The sequence below is a fragment of the Streptomyces sp. Tek67B01 genome (assembly GCF_055231995.1).
The window spans coordinates 6,151,715-6,168,960 of the sequence record NZ_JBUYUY010000001.1; the positions used below are offsets into that span (position 1 = coordinate 6,151,715).

General features: G+C 73.4%; 16 protein-coding genes. 7 read left to right on the forward strand and 9 right to left on the reverse strand.

Annotation, left to right across the window (positions count from 1 at the left end):
- The first annotated feature begins 160 nt into the window (after positions 1-160).
- Positions 161-1,198: an NUDIX hydrolase gene (locus ACV7NM_RS27785; RefSeq protein WP_463412831.1), complete on the forward strand. Its 1,038-nt coding sequence runs from the start codon at positions 161-163 to the stop codon at positions 1,196-1,198.
- 46 nt (positions 1,199-1,244) lie between these two features.
- Here ACV7NM_RS27785 and ACV7NM_RS27790 read toward each other — a convergent pair whose 3' ends face one another.
- Positions 1,245-1,943 (reverse strand): MBL fold metallo-hydrolase, encoded by a 699-nt coding sequence (locus tag ACV7NM_RS27790; protein WP_463412832.1) that lies wholly within the window; start codon positions 1,941-1,943, stop codon positions 1,245-1,247.
- Positions 1,944-2,106: 163 nt separating this feature from the next.
- Entirely contained in the window at positions 2,107-3,471 is a 1,365-nt protein-coding gene (locus ACV7NM_RS27795) for a M20/M25/M40 family metallo-hydrolase (RefSeq protein ID WP_463412833.1), read from the reverse strand.
- 179 nt (positions 3,472-3,650) lie between these two features.
- On the opposite strand from ACV7NM_RS27795, the gene ACV7NM_RS27800 reads away from it, so the two are divergent.
- Complete coding sequence (locus ACV7NM_RS27800; RefSeq protein ID WP_463412834.1) at positions 3,651-4,925, forward strand: geranylgeranyl reductase family protein; 1,275 nt, start codon at positions 3,651-3,653, stop codon at positions 4,923-4,925.
- Between the two features lie 342 nt (positions 4,926-5,267).
- On the opposite strand, the gene ACV7NM_RS27805 is transcribed toward ACV7NM_RS27800, so the two are convergent.
- Both ACV7NM_RS27805 and ACV7NM_RS27810 read right to left on the reverse strand, forming a co-directional pair.
- Entirely contained in the window at positions 5,268-5,507 is a 240-nt protein-coding gene (locus ACV7NM_RS27805) for a hypothetical protein (RefSeq protein ID WP_463412835.1), read from the reverse strand.
- Positions 5,508-5,935: 428 nt separating this feature from the next.
- Entirely contained in the window at positions 5,936-6,400 is a 465-nt protein-coding gene (locus ACV7NM_RS27810) for a nitroreductase/quinone reductase family protein (protein WP_463412836.1), read from the reverse strand.
- A gap of 166 nt (positions 6,401-6,566) precedes the next feature.
- Between ACV7NM_RS27810 and ACV7NM_RS27815 the strand changes: the two genes are divergently transcribed.
- Together ACV7NM_RS27815 and ACV7NM_RS27820 are read left to right on the forward strand one after the other, a co-directional pair.
- Positions 6,567-7,274: a TetR/AcrR family transcriptional regulator gene (locus tag ACV7NM_RS27815; RefSeq protein ID WP_463412837.1), complete on the forward strand. Its 708-nt coding sequence runs from the start codon at positions 6,567-6,569 to the stop codon at positions 7,272-7,274.
- A gap of 171 nt (positions 7,275-7,445) precedes the next feature.
- Positions 7,446-8,504 (forward strand): spherulation-specific family 4 protein, encoded by a 1,059-nt coding sequence (locus ACV7NM_RS27820; protein ID WP_463412838.1) that lies wholly within the window; start codon positions 7,446-7,448, stop codon positions 8,502-8,504.
- A 65-nt stretch (positions 8,505-8,569) separates the two neighbouring features.
- Here ACV7NM_RS27820 and ACV7NM_RS27825 read toward each other — a convergent pair whose 3' ends face one another.
- Positions 8,570-9,313, reverse strand: coding sequence for a maleylpyruvate isomerase family mycothiol-dependent enzyme (locus ACV7NM_RS27825; RefSeq protein WP_463412839.1), 744 nt, complete (start codon positions 9,311-9,313; stop codon positions 8,570-8,572).
- A 51-nt stretch (positions 9,314-9,364) separates the two neighbouring features.
- Here ACV7NM_RS27825 and ACV7NM_RS27830 point away from each other — a divergent pair, with 51 nt between their 5' ends.
- Complete coding sequence (locus tag ACV7NM_RS27830) at positions 9,365-10,015, forward strand: alpha-ketoglutarate-dependent dioxygenase AlkB family protein (RefSeq protein WP_463412840.1); 651 nt, start codon at positions 9,365-9,367, stop codon at positions 10,013-10,015.
- A gap of 40 nt (positions 10,016-10,055) precedes the next feature.
- Positions 10,056-11,357, forward strand: a complete 1,302-nt coding sequence (locus tag ACV7NM_RS27835; RefSeq protein ID WP_463412841.1) for an ROK family protein — start codon at positions 10,056-10,058, stop codon at positions 11,355-11,357.
- Positions 11,358-11,433: 76 nt separating this feature from the next.
- Here ACV7NM_RS27835 and ACV7NM_RS27840 read toward each other — a convergent pair whose 3' ends face one another.
- Positions 11,434-11,976, reverse strand: a complete 543-nt coding sequence (locus tag ACV7NM_RS27840; RefSeq protein WP_463412842.1) for an ATP-binding protein — start codon at positions 11,974-11,976, stop codon at positions 11,434-11,436.
- Between the two features lie 328 nt (positions 11,977-12,304).
- Here ACV7NM_RS27840 and cds1 point away from each other — a divergent pair, with 328 nt between their 5' ends.
- Entirely contained in the window at positions 12,305-13,432 is a 1,128-nt protein-coding gene (gene cds1, locus ACV7NM_RS27845) for an L-cysteine desulfhydrase Cds1 (RefSeq protein ID WP_463412843.1), read from the forward strand.
- A gap of 15 nt (positions 13,433-13,447) precedes the next feature.
- On the opposite strand, the gene ACV7NM_RS27850 is transcribed toward cds1, so the two are convergent.
- The 3 genes from ACV7NM_RS27850 to ACV7NM_RS27860 form a co-directional block, all read right to left on the reverse strand.
- Positions 13,448-13,924, reverse strand: a complete 477-nt coding sequence (locus tag ACV7NM_RS27850; RefSeq protein ID WP_463412844.1) for an SRPBCC family protein — start codon at positions 13,922-13,924, stop codon at positions 13,448-13,450.
- A 104-nt stretch (positions 13,925-14,028) separates the two neighbouring features.
- A complete protein-coding gene (locus ACV7NM_RS27855) occupies positions 14,029-16,482 on the reverse strand; it encodes a right-handed parallel beta-helix repeat-containing protein (RefSeq protein WP_463412845.1) in 2,454 nt (817 codons plus the stop codon).
- A 126-nt stretch (positions 16,483-16,608) separates the two neighbouring features.
- Complete coding sequence (locus ACV7NM_RS27860) at positions 16,609-17,223, reverse strand: Rv1733c family protein (RefSeq protein ID WP_463412846.1); 615 nt, start codon at positions 17,221-17,223, stop codon at positions 16,609-16,611.
- Between the last annotated feature and the right edge of the window lie 23 nt (positions 17,224-17,246).

Consider the following 17,246-nt stretch of genomic DNA (forward strand, 5'->3'; position numbering starts at 1 on the left):
CGGAACGGTCGGGCGGGGCACGGGCGGGGCCGCGGACAGGGCCCGCGGGACAAGCTCTGACCTTGAGGATAAGCACTGCGTCGGGGAGCGGGTTTCCGTGGCAGGGTGAGGCGGGCAAGCCACTGGGGGCTTCGAGGCGAGCCATCGGAGAGGGGTAGACGTGATTGTCTGGATCAACGGCACCTTCGGCGCCGGGAAGACCAGCACGGCCCGCGAACTGGCCGGACTCCTGCCGGACAGCACCGTGTTCGACCCGGAGTCCGTCGGGGACGCGCTGCGGGTGCTGCTGCCGCGCAAGCGGCTCGCGGAAGTCGACGACTACCAGGACCTGCCGAGTTGGCGTCGGCTCGTCGTGGAGACGGCGGCGGCGATGCTGGCGGAGCTGGGCGGGGTGCTGGTGGTGCCGATGACGCTGCTGCGCCAGGAGTATCGCGACGAGATCTTCGGCGGTCTCGCGGCCCGGCGGATACCGGTGCGGCATGTGCTGCTGGCTCCTGCGGAAACGATTCTTCGCCAACGGATGGCGACCCGGGAGGAACCGGGGGAGTCGCAGGAGGTCGACGTCCGGGTCAGGCAGTGGGCGTACGACCACATCCCCGCCTACCGGCAGGCGTTGGGCTGGCTTACGGCCGACGCCCACGTCATCGACAACGGGCGGCTGACCCCCCGGGAGACCGCGGAGCGCATCGCGGACGACGTACGGACAGGGGCGGCGCCGGTGTGCGAGATCGTCCAGACGCCGGAGCCGACGCGGGAGACGGTGGCGTCGGGGGTGTTGTTGTTCGACGACCAGGGCCGGGTGCTCCTCGTCGATCCGACGTACAAACCGGGGTGGGAGTTCCCGGGGGGCGTCGTGGAGGCGGGCGAGGCCCCGGCCCGCGCCGGAACGCGGGAGGTCGCGGAGGAACTGGGCCTGGCGCTGGAGCGGTTGCCGGAGCTGCTGGTGGTGGACTGGGAGCCGCCGGTGTCCCCGGCCTACGGGGGGCTGCGGCTGCTGTTCGACGGGGGGCGGCTGGGGGAGCGGGAGATCGCGCGGTTGCGGCTGCCGGGGCCGGAGCTGAGGGCGTGGCGGTTCGCGACCGAGACGGAGGCCGCCGGCATGCTGCCGCCGGTCCGCTTCGAGCGCCTCCGCTGGGCCCTGCGCGCCCGCGAACGCGGCCGCCCGCTCTACTTGGAGTCGGGCCGGCCGGTCCCGTAGCCACGCCGGGCTCCGCCGGTCCCACCCGTCCCCCCGCCGGGCTCGGTCAGGCGGTGGCGGCGGCTGACCGGAGGGTGTCGGCCGCAGCGGTGGTCAGCGGGTCGCCGTGGCCGAAGCAGGCCACCGACGGGGCCAGATCGGCCAGGCGGCGGAAAGAGGCGAGGGCCTGGTCGCGGTCCACGTTGAACACGCCGGGCATGACCCGGCCGACCCCCGCGACGAGGTCTCCGGTGAACAGCACGCCGTGCTCCGGCAGGTGCACGGCGACGCTGCCCGGCGTGTGCCCCGGGGCGTGCACGATCACCGCGCCGTCCCCGAACGGCAGCCGCTCGCCGTCCTCCACCTCCTGGTCCACCCGGGTGGGCGGCGCCTCCGGGACGGTCAGGCCGTGGGCGTACAGCGGGAGTTCCCAGTCCAGGAGCACCGGCTCGGGGACCGGCTTCTCGCCCCGGATCACGGGGGCGTCCAAGCGGTGCGCCACGATCCGCGCACCCCACCGGGCGGCGAGTTCGCCCGCCGCTCCCACGTGGTCGCGGTGGCAGTGGGTCAAGACGATCCGCTCCAGCCGTTCCGGGCGCAGCCCCAACGAACGGATGGCCCCCTCGATCCCGTCGGCGGCCCCCGCGTGCCCGGCGTCGACCAGCGTCAGGGCCTCGCCGTCGCACCACAGGTACGCCTGGCCGATGGGGAAGCGCAGCATGTGGAGGCGGTGGGGGAGGACCTCCACCAGTTCGAGTTCGGTCATGGGCCGAACGTAGCCGGGTAACCGCCGCTCCCGGTGAAAGGTTCACCGGGAGCGGAGTTCACCCGTGGCGCAGACCGGGCCTCGCGCGGGGTAGGGCACGTCGTGGCCCGAACAGCGCGCGGCGGGTCAGGCGCGCTTGGACCGGACGTGGTCGCGCGGTGGGTCAGGCGCGCTTGGACCGGGCGTAGTTCACCAGGAACAGCGCCTCCGCGACGGCGAGGCGCTCCAACTCCTGCGGCGACACGCTCTCGTTCACCGCGTGGATCTGCGCCTCGGGCTCGCTCAGACCGATCAGCAGCATCTCCGCGTCCGGGTACAGCGACGTCAGCGTGTTGCACAGCGGGATCGATCCGCCCATCCCGCTGACCTGCATCTCCTGGCCCGGGTAGGCGACTTCCATGGCCGCCGCCATCGACGCGTACGCGGGGCTGCTCGTGTCGGCCTGGAACGGCTGCCCCTGGCCCACGACCTCCAGCTCCAGCCGGGCCTGCCACGGGGTGTGCGCCACCAGGTGCGCCTGAAGCAGCTTGATGGCCTCCGCCGTGTCGACGCCCGGCGGCACGCGCAGGCTGATCAGCGCGCCCGCGCTCGCGTGCACCGACGGCGTGGCCCCGACCACCGACGGGCAGTCGATGCCGAGGACGGTGACGGCCGGGCGGGCCCACAGCCGGTCCGCGATCGTGCCCTCGCCGATGAGGCCCACGCCCTCCAGGACCTTGGCGTCGGCTCGGAAGTCCGCCTCCGGGTACTGGAGGCCGTCCCAGACGGCGTCCGAGGCCAGGCCGTCCACCGTCGTGGAACCGTCCGCAGCCCGCAGCGAGTCCAGTACGCGGATCAGCGCGGCCAGCGCGTCGGGGGCGACCCCGCCGAACATGCCGGAGTGCAGGTTCCCGGCCAGGGTGTCGATCTTGACCTTGACCAGGGTCATACCGCGCAACGTGGCCGTCACCGTCGGCAGGCCCAGGCGGAAGTTGCCCGCGTCGCCGATGACGATGGTGTCGGCGGCCAACAGCTCCGGGTGCGCCTCGGCGTACTGCTGGAGGCCTCCGGTGCCCTGCTCCTCCGAACCCTCGACGATCACCTTCACGCCGACCGGCACACCGCCGTCGGCCTTGAGGGCCCGCAGCGCCAGCAGGTGCATGATGAAGCCGCCCTTGCAGTCGGCGGCGCCGCGCCCGTACCAGCGGCCGTCGCGCTCGGTCAGCTCGAAGGCGGGGGAGATCCAGGCGGCGTCGTCCAGCGGCGGTTGCACGTCGTAGTGGGCGTAGAGGAGCACGGTCGGAGCGCCCTCGGGGCCGGGCAGGTACCCGTACACCGACTGCGTACCGTCCGGGGTGTCGAGCAGGGCCACGTCCTGGAATCCCTCGGCGCGCAGGGCGTCCGCCACCCAGTTCGCGGCGGCCTCGCTCTCGCTCCTGGGGAACTGCGAGAAGTCGGCCACCGACCGGAAGGCCACCAACTCGGCCAGCTCCTGCCTGGCACGGGGCATAAGCGAGGCGATGGTCTCGGCGACCGGAATCGGCGACATGGGCACGCTCCTCTTGGGTGCGACGTTGGTGTACGTGTACGCCTCCCGCATCCGCGTGGTGCGCGTAGGGGGTACGGCGAAAGACAGCATCGATCCTCGCACAGCGGGGCGAGACGATCTCCCGCCGTAGGATTTCCCCGGCATCCGAGGACCAGCCTGATCAGGAGCAGCAGCACATCGTGAGCAGCGACGACGACGTACAGGGCACGAGCGCGGAGCAGAACGCCGCCGGACGGGCCGAAGAGGAGAGCGCCGGGGCGCCCGGCGAGGTGTGGGACGTGGTCGTGGTCGGGGCCGGACCGGCCGGGGCCTCGGCGGCCCACGCGGCGGCCGTCGCCGGGCGGCGCGTCCTGCTGCTGGAGAAGGCCGAACTGCCCCGGTACAAGACCTGCGGCGGCGGCATCATCGGCCCCTCGCGGGACGCCTTGCCGCCGGGCTTCGTCCTGCCCTTCAAGGACCGGATCAACGCGGTGACCTTCTCGATGAACGGGCGGCTGACCCGGACCCGGCGCTCGCGGGGCATGCTGTTCGGGATGGTCAACCGGGCCGAGTTCGACGCGGCGCTGGTCGCGGAGGCGGAGAAGGCCGGCGCGACCGTCCGTACCGGAACGGCAGTGAGCCGAGTCGAGCAGCACGGGGCCGCGGTGCCCGACCGGCGCACGGTGGCCGTGGTCCTCGCGGACGGCGAGACGGTACTGGGCCGGGCCGTGGTCGGCGCCGACGGCAGCGCAGGCCGGATCGGCGCCCATGTGGGCGTCGAGATGGAGCAGGTCGACCTCGGCCTGGAGGCGGAGATCCCCGTCCCGGAGACCGTCGCCGAGGACTGGAAGGGACGGGTGCTCATCGACTGGGGTCCCCTGCCCGGCAGTTACGGCTGGGTCTTCCCCAAGGGCGACACCCTCACGGTGGGGGTGATCTCGGCGAAGGGCGAGGGGGCGGCCACCAAGCGCTACCTGGAGGACTTCATCGCCCGCCTGGGGCTGGCGGGCTTCGAGCCGTCCATCTCCTCCGGGCACCTCACCCGCTGCCGCACGCCCGAGTCGCCGCTCTCGCGCGGCCGGGTGCTGGTGGCGGGGGACGCGGCCGGGCTGCTGGAGCCGTGGACGCGTGAGGGCATCTCCTTCGCACTGCGCTCGGGGCGGCTCGCGGGCGAGTGGGCCGTGAAGATCTCCGAGGCGCAGGACGCGGTGGACGCCCGTCGCCAGGCCCTGAACTACGCCTTCGCCGTCAAGGCGGGGCTGGGCGTGGAGATGGGCGTCGGCAAGCGCATGCTGGCGCTGTTCGAGGCGAAGCCGGGGCTGCTGCACGCGGCGATCACCGGGCTGCGCCCGGCCTGGATGGCCTTCGCCCGCATCACCCGGGGGTCCACGACGCTGGCCGACTTGGTCCGCGCGTACCCGCTGGCCCGCAAGGCCCTGCACGTACTGGACGCGCGTCAGGCGCGCCGGCGCTAGAGGACCCGGACCGGAGGACCCAGGCGGAGCGTGGCTCCGCCCCGGCCCCCCCATATGGGCCCGGGCGGTGCCCGCGGCGCTGGATGCCGGACCGACTCAGTGCGGACGGCGACTTCCCCGGGCCGCCGCTCTCGTGGTCGTGGCCGTCGCTCCCCGTCGCCGGGCTGGGAGAGGCGGGCGACCAGCAGGTTCGGGTCGCGCTGTGTGGTGTGGGCGGCCTTCGGACGTAGGCCCGCCGGTGGCGGACCGCCACCGAGCTCGGGTTCGACAGTCCGTCCTGTGCGGTCGGCGCGGTGGTGTGCCCGCCGTCGGGGCGGACCGGGGTCGGCTCGCTGATCGGGTTCAGGGCGGCCGAGCGTCGCCCCGTCGTGACCGGGAGAAGGCGAAGTCGTCGAGGCCGGGCAGCCGGCGGCCTCGGGTCTGGAGGGGGGCCATAGCCCCGTCCGGGCGGATCGGGATGCGCGGCAGCGTGCCATGGTCGCAGTTCGCCACCCACACCGCGTCGTCGCCCCGCACCTTGATGCCGTTCGCGCCGAGGAACCCGTCGGGGACGAGTCGGGGGCCGGTGGCCCGGGTCCGCACCGTCCCTTCGTCCAGGCAGACCCGCCAGACCGGTGCGAGGGGCGGTGTCGGTGTCGTGGCCGGTGTAGGGGACTTCGTCGGGCGCCGGCGCGGCGTTATCCGGCGCCTGGCCCTCCGGGGAAGCGGAAGTACGCCACGACGCGGGGATCGCACACGGCCCGGGCCGCCGCTGTGGACGGGGCGAGAACGGATGTCAGGGCGTCGGGGGTGCCGGGGTGGCGCGGCGGTCATGTCGGTGGTGCGCGACGGACGCGACATCGGGGCAGCGGGGTCTCCTCCTCGGTCGGGCGCGGGCAGAGCCGGTTGACGAAGGCACCCGAGAACACGGCGAGCCGTCACGGCCGTGGTCCGGCGTCCGTCATCAGGCCGAGCGGCTGTCCCGGACCGCCGCACGGTGGAAGGTCGTGCTCGCCGCAGCGGACCCGGGCTCAGCGCGAGACGTCGACGCGGAAGACCGGGTGGTCGGCGGCGATGGCTCGCAGCTCGCCGTCGGAGGACTTCGCGGTGACGCCCTGGAAGAACTGCGTCACCTGCCACCCCCACCGCTCCAGGTAGGTGCGCAGCACAGCGGCCTTCCGCGCGGGGTCGGTGATCTCGGTGACGGTGAAGGCGCGCACCTTGCGGCCCACCCGCAACTCGCCGCCGCCGGCCGCTCGGATGTTGGCGACCCACTGGGAATGGCCGCGAACGGAGACCAGGTACTGGGAGTCCTCGTGGGTGTGCGGGTTGACCGGGATTCGCTGCATCCGGCCGGAGCTGCGGCCGCGCACCGACAGTTCGGCGCTGCCGGCCAGGCTGATGCCGAGCCGGGCGAGCTTGCCGAAGAGGGCGTTGACGCGGATGCCGAGCCGGCTGCCCTTGGCGTAGTACGGCTGGGGCGTGGACGCGGTCATGATGCCCTCCGGGCGGATGGGAGAGCGGTGCTCTCGCTTGAGATCAGTGTGCATGGAGCACCGCACCAAATCAAGAGCAGTGCTCTCTAAAACGGGTGGCAGTCTTCTTCGAGAGCGCCGATCTCCTCCTTGAGCACTGCTCCGCGCGCGTGACACACTGATCCGCATGAGCACCGTGCGAGGGGTACGCGAACGGGCCCGCATCGAGGTCACCGCCGCCATCAAGGACGAGGCGCGCCGCCAACTCGCGGCCGAGGGCGCGGCCAAGCTGTCGCTGCGCGCCGTCGCCCGGGAGCTGGGCATGGTCTCCTCGGCCCTCTACCGCTACTTCCCCAGCCGGGACGAACTCCTCACCGCGCTGATCATCGACGCGTACGACAGCGTCGGCGCGGCCGCCGAGACGGCCGACGCCACCGCTCGGACCGCCGGGGTCCCGCCCCGCGCCCGCTGGGTCTCGGTCTGCGAGGCGGTCCGCGCCTGGGGACTGGAGCACCCGCACGAGTTCGCCCTGATCTACGGTTCGCCGGTTCCCGGATACAGCGCGCCCCTCGACACCGTCGGTCCCGCCTCCCGCGTCGCCAACACCTGCATCGGCATCCTGCGGGCCGCCCACGCCGACGGAGGCCTGGCGCTGCCCCCGCTGCCCGAGGCGCTGCGCCCCGAGGCCCTGCGGATGACCGCCGACTTCGCCGAGGGCCTGCCTCCAGAGGGGACGGTGGCCCTCGTCGCAACTTGGGCGCAGCTCGTCGGCCTGGTCTCCTTCGAGTTGTTCGGCCAGTTCAACCGGGTCGTCGAGGATCGCGCCGCCTTCTTCGCGCACGCCGCGGACCGGATGGCGCACGAAGTCGGCCTGCCCGTCGACCCGAGCGGCTGAGAGGCGGCGGCGCCGTGATCCCGCCGGCCCCGGCCGGCGGGGTGATCGGCTGATGGAAACGATTCGTCGCTCGTCTGTTCGCCGTGTGAATGCCTGGGAGTTCGGCCTCGTGCGCACCACCGCGCGTCTACTGTTCCTCGGGTCACCCCTGCCGCCGTCGGAGGAACAGACATGGCCCGCGCCCGTGCCGCGAAGGCGCTGTACGCCGTTGTGACCGTCCTCTTACTGGCCGCCCCGGCGCCGGCCTGTGAGGCGTCGGGGCGCACCATGCCTGCGGGAGACCGTTCCAGGACGCCATCGGCCTCCGCGCGCCTGCCCCAGGCCGAACCCGTGCCCGACTCCGCGGCCGAACCCGTGCCCGGCTCCGCGGCCGACTCCGTGCCCGCGCCCGGCGTGTCGCCCGGGCCCCGGGCCCCGGGGGTCCGGGGCCTGGAGATCGCGGTCCCCGCCTACGTGTGGGCGGACGACCCGATGCTCTCGGGCCTGACCGCCTCCGGCCCGGCCGTCTCGATGGTCGTCCTCAACCCGGACAACGGAGATTCCCCGTTCGGCGCCCTCTGGCAAGCCCGCGCCGACGCCCTGCGCCGCGGCACCACGGCGACGGGCGAGCGGACCAAGGTGCTCGGCTACGTCCACACCGACCACGGCAACCGCGATCCGGCCGCGGTCAAGGCCTCCGTCGACAACTACCTGAAGACACCGGACGGTCGCCCGCACGTCGACGGCATCTTCTTCGACGTCGTCAGCCGGGACTGCGGCCCGGGCAACGCCACCCGCGACCTGTACGAGCGGCTGCGCCGTTACGTCGAGGACACCATGCACGCCCTCGACCCGACGGTGCCCACCACGGTCGTGGACAACCCGGGCACGGCCATCGCGGACTGCTACCTGGAACCCGGCCACCGCACCGCCGACGTCTTCGTCACCTTCGAGGACACCTACGCCGCCTACACCTCCGCCGGCCGGCTCGGCGGCAACGTGTTCGACGAGTCCGGCGGCTACCGGGCCGGCACCGAACTCGACCCCGACGGAACGGCGTTCTGGCACCTCGTCCACGACGTCCCGGACGCCTCCGCCATGCGTTCCACCCTCCGCACCGCCTTCGAGCGGGGCGCGGGCTACGCGTACGCGACCAGCGCCGCCATGCCCAACCCCTGGAACAGGCGACCCGTATGGGCCGCCTCCGGCCAGACCGCCTTCGCCGCCACCCTCGGCCGGGGCGTGTCATGAAAGTGGTGCCGGGCCCCCGAAGGGCGGCCCCGGCGGGGGGTCGGACGGTGGATTCGGATACAGGGTCAGACGATGGGGGAGGTCTCACTCCACAGCCGCGCCAGCGGGTGGTCGTCGTCACCGCCGTCACCGGTCAGGGGAAGGCGATTCCACAGGGCCGTGTAGAGCCAGGCGGCCTCGCCCGTCAGGTCCAGGTCCGCCGGGCCCTGCGTGTCGCCCCGCACCGTGCGCGGCGGTTCCTGCGACAGGTGCACGGTCCACACCGCACCCGTGTCGGTCGCCCGGACCCGTATGACGCGGGGCTCCTCGCTGCGCACCCGGCTGCGCGAGCGCGCGTGGAAGCCGGTCAGCAGCTCGTCCACGCCGTCCTCGGCGAACTCCGGTGTCACCGCCGAGAACGGGACGCCGAGCGCCGCCTGCGCGTCGAACCGGTGGACCGTCGTCTCGTGCGCCTGACGACGGGCCCAGAAGCCCAGCGGCGACGACGCCGTCGGCATGAACGTCCAGCACTCGACGTCCGCCGGAGCCTCGCCCAGCGTCCGCACCAGCGCCGCGTGCCCCTCCCGGAACCACGCCGTCAGCTCCGGCCCGGTCAGCTCGGGCGCCTCCGGTATCGGGCGCGGCTCCGTCACCCGGTCCCGGACGTTCCCGGCCGCCCAGCGGTGTACCGCCCCCGTGTGTCGCAGCAGGTCGGTGACCCGCCAGCCGGGACAGGTGGGCACCAGGGCGTGGGTACCCGCCTCTTCGGCCGCCCGCGTCATCAGTTCGCCCTCGCGGGCCAGCGTGTCCACAAAGTCGATGATCTTCATGGAGGGGAGTGTGCCGGCCACCACCGACAGTGGTCACCCCACAATGGGGACATGGAAGGGGAACTCTTCCCGCGCGAGCGGACCGAGATCGCCCCCGGCGCGGTGCACGTGCCCGACTGGCTGGACCGCGGCCGGCAGCGCGAGCTGCTCGCCGCCTGCCGCGCTTGGGCACGGCCGCCGGCGGGCCTGCGCACCGTGCACACCCCCGGGGGCGGCACGATGACCGCCCGCCAGGTGTGCCTGGGCCTGCACTGGTACCCGTACGGATACGCGCGCGTCGCCGTCGACGGCGACGGCGCTCCGGTCAAGCCGATGCCCGCCTGGCTCGCCGAACTGGGGCGGACCGCCGTCGCCGACGTCTACGGCCGGCCACCGGAGGAGGCGTACGACATCGCCCTCGTCAACTTCTACGAGGGCGACTCCCGCATGGGCATGCACCGGGACTCCGACGAGAGGTCGGCGGCGCCCGTCGTCTCGCTCAGCCTCGGTGACTCCTGCCTGTTCCGCTTCGGAAACACCGCGTCGCGCGGCCGCCCCTACCACGACGTCGAGCTGCGCAACGGTGATCTGTTCGTCTTCGGTGGACCGAGCCGGCTCGCGTACCACGGCGTGCCGAAGGTCATGCCCGGCACCGGGCCTCCTGAATTGGGCCTGACGGGACGGCTGAACATCACACTGCGGGTCGGCGGCCTCCTGCCGTGAGCGGCGCCCGGCACCTCCCGCTCGTGCGAGGATCGCTGTCATGAACGGCAACGGGGCCCCGCGGCGGGTGGGGGACGCGTCCACGGTGTCCACGGTCTCATCGGCGGCCTCCACCGCCGCCGACCGGGCGGCGGCCGCCACGAGGACGAAACTGGAGCGGGGCCGCGGCGCGCTGGGCCCCGCCCTGGAACTCGTACACACCGGCCGGGCGCCGACCCGGGCGGTGCTGACGGCCGAGCTGGGAGTCACCCGCGCCACCGCCGGAGCCGTGGCCGCCGAACTGGAGGCACTCGGCCTGATCCGCGTCGACTCCCGCCCCGGTGGCGCCGGCGGTACCCAGGGCCGTCCCTCGCACCGGCTCGCCGTGGAGGAGAACGGCCCGGTCGCGCTCGCCGCGCAGGTACACCCGGACGGCTTCCGGGCCGCGCTCGTCGGCCTCGGCGGCCGGATCGTGGCCACCGCCCCCGGCAAGGTCACCGTCTCCGCCGATCCGGCGCAGGTCCTCGGCGCGGTCGTCGACGCGGGCGCCGCGCTGCTCGCGGAATCCGGCAGGCGCTGCGTCGGCGCGGGCCTCGCCGTGCCGTCGGCGGTCGCGGAGCCGGAGGGCACCGCACTGAACCCCCTGCACCTGGCCTGGCCGGCCGGCTCCCCGGTACGGGCCATCTTCGCCGAACGGGTGAAAGCGGCCGGGATCGACGGTCCCGCCCTCACCGGCAACGACGTCAACCTCGCCGCTCTCGCGGAGCATCGGCACGGCGCGGGTCGCAGCGCGCAGCACCTGCTGTGCGTGGCCACCGGCCACCGGGGAGTCGGCGGGGCGTTGGTGCTCGACGGCCGGCTGCACAGCGGCAGCTCCGGTCTCGCCCTGGAGGTCGGCCACCTCACGGTGAACCCGGAGGGTCGGGCCTGTCACTGCGGCAGCCGGGGCTGTCTGGACGTGGAAGCGGACCCGCTGGCCTTCCTGACGGCGGCGGGGCGTACGCCCGGGCCCGAGGTGTCGCTGCTCCAGCAGGCGCGCGACCTGTTGCACGCCGAGTCGGCGGACCCGGCCGTACGGACGGCCGTCGAGGAACTCATCGACCGGCTGGGGCTGGGGCTCGCGGGCCTGGTGAACATCCTGAACCCGGACCGGATCATCCTGGGGGGTCTGCACCGGGAGCTGCTCTACGCGGACCCGGAGCGGCTGCGCGCGGTGGTCGCGGACCGGAGCCTGTGGGGGCGCAGCGGCGGGGTGCCGATCCTGCCGTGCACCCTGGACCACAACAGCCTGGTCGGCGCGGCGGAGCTGGCCTGGCAGCCGGTGCTGGACGACCCGCTGGGGGCCTTGGGCGCGGCCGCCTGACCGAGCGGGGCCCCGGGCTCTCCGGGTCTGGGCTATCCGGGTCTGGGCTCTACGGGTCCTGGCTGTCCGGGTCCGGCTATCCGGGTCCGGCGACGGCCCGGGCCGATACCGGCACGGCGGTGACGACGGGCGCGGGTTCCACCGGGTACAACTCCGCCGGGACGTGCTCCCGTACCGCCTTGGGGGAGATCCGTACCGTGCGGGCCGGCGCCGTCGTGGCGGGCGCGGCCCGCATGGAGAACCACACGACCTTGCCCGGCCCGTCCGGCTGGTGCCGGGCGCCCCAGGCCTCGCTGATGGCCGCGACGAGCGCGAGACCGCGTCCACCGGTCTCCAGGGCGGCGGACTCGCGCACCACGGGCAGCCGGGGATCGCTGTCGTGCACCGAGACGGTGAGCCGACCGAGGCGGAATTCGATCTCCACCCGGCACACCTTGTCCGGCTGAGCGTGGCGGTGCACGTTGCTGAGCAGCTCCGTCACGCCGAGCGCGGCCCGATCGATGAGGGGGTCGAGCTGCCAGTGACGCAATTGCGCGGAAACGATTCTGCGGATCTGGCCGATCCGCGCGGGCAGGGCCTGCAGTTCGACGACGCAGTGCCTGCGGGAATGACTTATCACGGCTGCGACTCCCCGACATGAGTGTTACGGGTGCTGCACCCTCTGTGACGCCTCACCAGGGTCACCCACGGTGCGCCGGTGTGCAACCGAACGGGCGTGATGATCTGCGCCGGGCGTCCGGCACCCGTCCGAAAGCCGTCGGGGCCGTCCGAAAGTCGTTTACGGGCCGCCCGCAGACCGCCGGCGTCTCGTACGCGGCGCGTTCGCCGAGCCGTCCGCGCGCCGCCCTAAAGCGATTCGCATGGAGACCCAAAGGAACTGTTTGCGCAGGTGAGGGAGGTACATTGCGAAGGCAGGGGGTCATGGAAGTGATGAAGGAGCAAGGCGCATGAGCACGACCAGCACCACCGCGAGGGCCGACGACGTCGACCGCAGCGACGCGGACTACCGGGCCTGGCTGAACGAGGCCGTGCGCAAGGTCCAAGCCGACGCCAACCGGTCCGCCGACACCCATCTGCTGCGCTTCCCGCTCCCCGAGCGGTGGGGCATCGACCTGTACCTGAAGGACGAGTCGACGCACCCGACCGGCTCCCTCAAGCACCGCCTGGCCCGCTCGCTGTTCCTGTACGCCCTGTGCAACGGCTGGATCCGTCCCGGGCGCCCGGTCATCGAGGCCTCCTCCGGCTCGACCGCCGTCTCCGAGGCGTACTTCGCCAAGCTGATCGGCGTCCCGTTCGTCGCCGTCATGCCGCGCACGACCAGCCCGGAGAAGTGCCGCCTCATCGAATTCCACGGCGGCACCTGCCACTTCGTGGACGACTCGATGAAGATGTACGAGGAGTCCGCGGAGTTGGCGGCCCGTACCGGCGGCCACTACATGGACCAGTTCACCTACGCGGAGCGGGCCACGGACTGGCGCGGCAACAACAACATCGCGGAATCCATCTACCAGCAGCTGCGTTTGGAGCGTTACCCCGAACCCACCTGGATCGTGGCGACGGCCGGAACCGGCGGCACCTCCGCGACGATCGCGCGCTATGTCCACTACATGCAGCACGACACCCGGATCTGCGTGCCCGACCCGGAGAACTCCTGCTTCTTCGACGGCTGGACCCAGGGTGACCCGAACGCGAGCAGCGATTGCGGCTCGCGCATCGAGGGCATCGGCCGTCCCCGCATGGAACCGAGCTTCGTGCCGGGCGCCATCGACCGGATGATGAAGGTGCCGGACGCGGCGAGCGTCGCCGCCTGCCGGGCGCTGGAGCAGGCCATCGGACGCAAGGCGGGCGGCTCGACCGGCACCGGCCTGTGGAGCGCGCTCAAGATCGTCGCCGAGATGGTGGCGCAGGGCCGTACGGGCAGCGTGGTGACCCTGTTGTGCGACCCGGGCGACCGCTACCTCGACAAGTACTACTCGGACGACTGGCTGGCGGCGCAGAAGTTGGACATCGCCCCGTACACGAAGACCATCGAGACGCTGCTGACGACGGGGGCCTGGCAGGAGCCCTCGGCCTGACCCGCCGCCGCACGCTCACCGCCCGGCGCTCAGCCGGGCGTCGAGCGCGCCCACCGCCGAGCGGAACGAGCGCCCCAGCCCGGGGCGTGCGGCGGCGAGGGCGAAGCGGAACGGGGCCGGCCCGTCCGCCGCGAAGGTCCACTGGATGCGCGTACCGCTGCCGGACGGGCTCAGTCGCCACTCCTCCAACAGCGCCCGTACGCCGGGGACGTTGGTCTCGTCCACCCGGTACGCGTAGCACCGCTCCCGCTCCGCCGCCACGACGGTCTCCCGGAACCGGACCCCACCCCTCAGCCCGATCTCGCGGCCCGCGCCGTCGTGCGTGGACCGGGCCAGGGCGACGGCCTTGAACCAGGTCGGCCAGTCCGCCACCTGCTCGGCGAGCGCCCGGTAGACCGGCGCCGGCGCCCGGGTCACGCGCGCCGTGAAGACGAGCCGGACCGGCGCCGTCTCGGCGAAGTCCAGCTCCACTGCCCGGAGTCGGCGAGCCATCGTGATACCCCCTGCGAGACGCGGTGCGAACCGGCGGCGCCGGACGGCGGTGCGCGAACACTACCCGTCGACCCCTCGGATGTCTCCAGAGCGGCCCACTCGCCTCAGGGGGCGGCGGTCGTCACCGCGGGCAGCGCCGGCAGGTCCGCCGGGAACAACAGGGTGAGCTCGTCCGTGTCCGGGTCGCTCAGCTGCGCCACGCGTCCCGCGTGGCGCTCGACCAGCGACTCGAAGGTCTGGCGGGCGGTGCGGCCGTTGCCGAAGGCCGGCCCCTTGGGCAACTCCGTGAAGTACGCCAGCAGCGCCTGCGCGGTCCCCTCGCCCAGCCGGTACTCGTGCTCCTCCGCCTGCTGCTCCACGATGCGCAACAGCTCCCGCGGCCCGTAGTCGCCGAAGGTGATGGTCCGGGAGAAACGGGACGCCACACCCGGGTTGACGGTCAGGAACCGCTCCATCTCCGCCGTGTAACCGGCGACGATCACCACCACCGCGTCCCGGTGGTCCTCCATCAGCTTCACCAGCGTGTCGATGGCCTCGCGCCCGAAGTCGCGGCCCGAGTCCTCCGGCGCCAGCGCGTAGGCCTCGTCGATGAACAGGACACCGCCCCGCGCCCGTTCGAAGGCCTCCTGAGTACGGATCGCGGTGGACCCGATGTGCTCGCCCACGAGGTCCACCCGGGACACCTCGACCAGGTGTCCCCGCTCCAGCACGCCGAGGGAGGCGAGGATCTCCCCGTAGAGCCGGGCGACGGTGGTCTTGCCGGTGCCGGGAGAGCCGGTGAAGACCAGGTGCCGGCGTACCGAAGCCGCCTTGAGGCCCGCCTGCTGCCTCCGGCGCCCCACCTCGATCATGTCGGTCAGGGCGCGCACCTCGCGCTTGACGCTCTCCAGGCCCACCAGCGCGTCGAGCCGGCCCAGCACCTCGCCGGAGTCCGGGGCGGCCGCGGGGGCGGGGTCCGGCTCGTCGGCGGGACGCGGCGCCGGTACCTCGACGGCTCCCGGTACGGGCCCCGTCGCGGGCGTCACCGTACGGATTCCCGCGCGCTCGCGGGCCGGGCCACCGGCGGCGGCGGACTGGGCGGCGAGGCGCGACCCGGACTCGTCACTGGTGCAGTCCTGCGCGACGGGGCCGTCCTCCGCGAACTCGTAACCGCCGCGCGCGCAACGCTCGGTGTGGCACTTGGCCAGCGAGGTACGACTGCCGTCGGTCACATGGAAACCGAAGCCGGAGCTGCCGCTCACCCGACAGGCGGTGAAGGTGCCGCGACCGCCCGCCGAGACGTAGAAACCGGCCTCGGAAGGGGACGTGACGACGCAGCGCTCCAGGACCGGGTCGGCCCCCTTGGTGACGATCACGCCCGTCTGGACGGAATCGACGGCGCAGTTGGCGAGGGTGCCGCCGCTGCCGTGGTCACGGAACCAGGCCCCGGTCGACGCCTCCCGGATGCGGCAGTCGTCGAGCTGTGCGGTGGCCCCGTCGCTCACGGACACGGCCGTGTTGCGCACCTGCGACAGGTCGCTGTCGACCACGTCCACGCGCGAGCCGCGGTCCAGCACGAACAAGGCGTCCGGTACGTCGTGTACCCGGCAGGAGTCCAGCGAGACGGTGGCCCCGTCGCTGATCCACACCGCGGGATAGTCCCCCGTGCTGTCGTGGATCTCGCAGGAGTGGGCGTCGACCCGGGTGCCCGGGTCCCATACCGACAGTCCGTTGCGGCCGAACCGGCGCACGGTGGTCCGGCTCAGCGTGAGCACCGAACGCGAGCGCAGGTCCACCGCGTTCTCGGGGATGTCGTGGATGTCGCAACCGGCGAGGGTGAGGACGGCGTCGGTGTCGAGGGTGACCCCGTCGGCCGAAGTGCGGTGCACCGCGCAGTCGGTGAGCCGGGCCACGGCCCGCGCGGCGACCTGCACGCCGGTGCCCTTGATCTCGTACACCTCGCACCCCAGCGCCTCCAGCCCGGACCCCTCGCCGGTGACGGCGATGCCCGCGCCCGTGGCGTGGTGCACGCGGCAGCGCTCCAGACGCGGGTGTCCGCCCCGCACCGAGATCCCGCTTTGCCCGGCGGCCACGACCTCGCACTCCTCGAACACACCGCCCCCGCCGTCCAGGACGGCGATCCCGATCCCGGCCGGGTTCTCCACGGTGCACCGGCGCACCAGGGGTCTCGCCCCGCCGCCGCGGACCTCGATGCCGGACGAGGAGCGGGTGTGGACCCTGAGGTCGGTGAGTTCGGGCGAACCGTCCTCGACGAGCAGCGCCGGCGCCGTCCGGTCCTGGCCCTCCAGGTGGAGGTCCTGCACCACGGCCGAGGCGCTCACGGTCAGGGCGACGCCGTCGGGCGGGGCGATGCGCACGGAGCCGACCGAGCCCTCGGGTCCCCGGAGGGTGACGGCATGGCGCAGCACCAGGTTCTCCCGGTAGGTGCCGGGAGCGATGGACAGGACGTCGCCGTCGCCGGCGACGGCGAGCGCGGCGGTCAGCGTCGCGTACTCACCGGAGCGGCGCCGCCAGCGCGAAGACCCGCCGTGTGTGACCTGGACCGTGCCCTGAGCCATGGTGCTGTCGTGCCCCCACCCTCGTCCTCGCCTTGACGGCACTCACCGTCGCAGCCGGCGCCGCGGTCGCCCGCAGCCGGTCTGCCCGGTCCACCGTAGCGCGCGCGGGGCCCGTGAGTTGCCAGGTCAGCTGCCCGCGCCCGCCCGGCCCCAATCCGGCCCGACCGCCGCCCACGCCCGGTCCAGCCGCGCGTACCGCCGATGCATGAGCCGCCGTACGATCAGTCGGCGAACGGTCTCCACCAGCGCGGCCACGCCGAGGGCGGCCGCGAGACCGGCCATCACCGCGTGGAACGCGGCGGCCGACGAGGCGAGCGGCTGCCCGACGAGCCGGCCGCTGGTGTCCGTCCATATCCGGAACCTGTCACCGGGCCGGGGTGGTTCCTCGGCGGCCGGCACGGTCCCCTGGTGGCTGCTGCCGTCCGGCGCGGTCCACGAGGCGAGGATCCGCGTCCGCTGCGGTGTCTGCGGGCCCGCCGACTTGTCGGCGGCCGGGCCGCCCACGGGCGTGGCCTGGGACGGTCGCAGCACCACCGCCGGCACGAGGTACCGCTCCTGCCGCTGCTCGCGCACGGCGCGCTGGAGCGTGTCGTCCACCCGCGTGCCCGCGAACCAGCCGATGGCCGGGGCGAGCACGAGGACGCACACAGCGGCGGCCAGCGCCAGCCACGCCTCGAAAAGATCAGTTCTGCGGCGCAGCGGATTGCGCCGCCAACGCCACACACCCACTGCTGTCCACACGGTCCGGCACCCCCTCGCCTCCG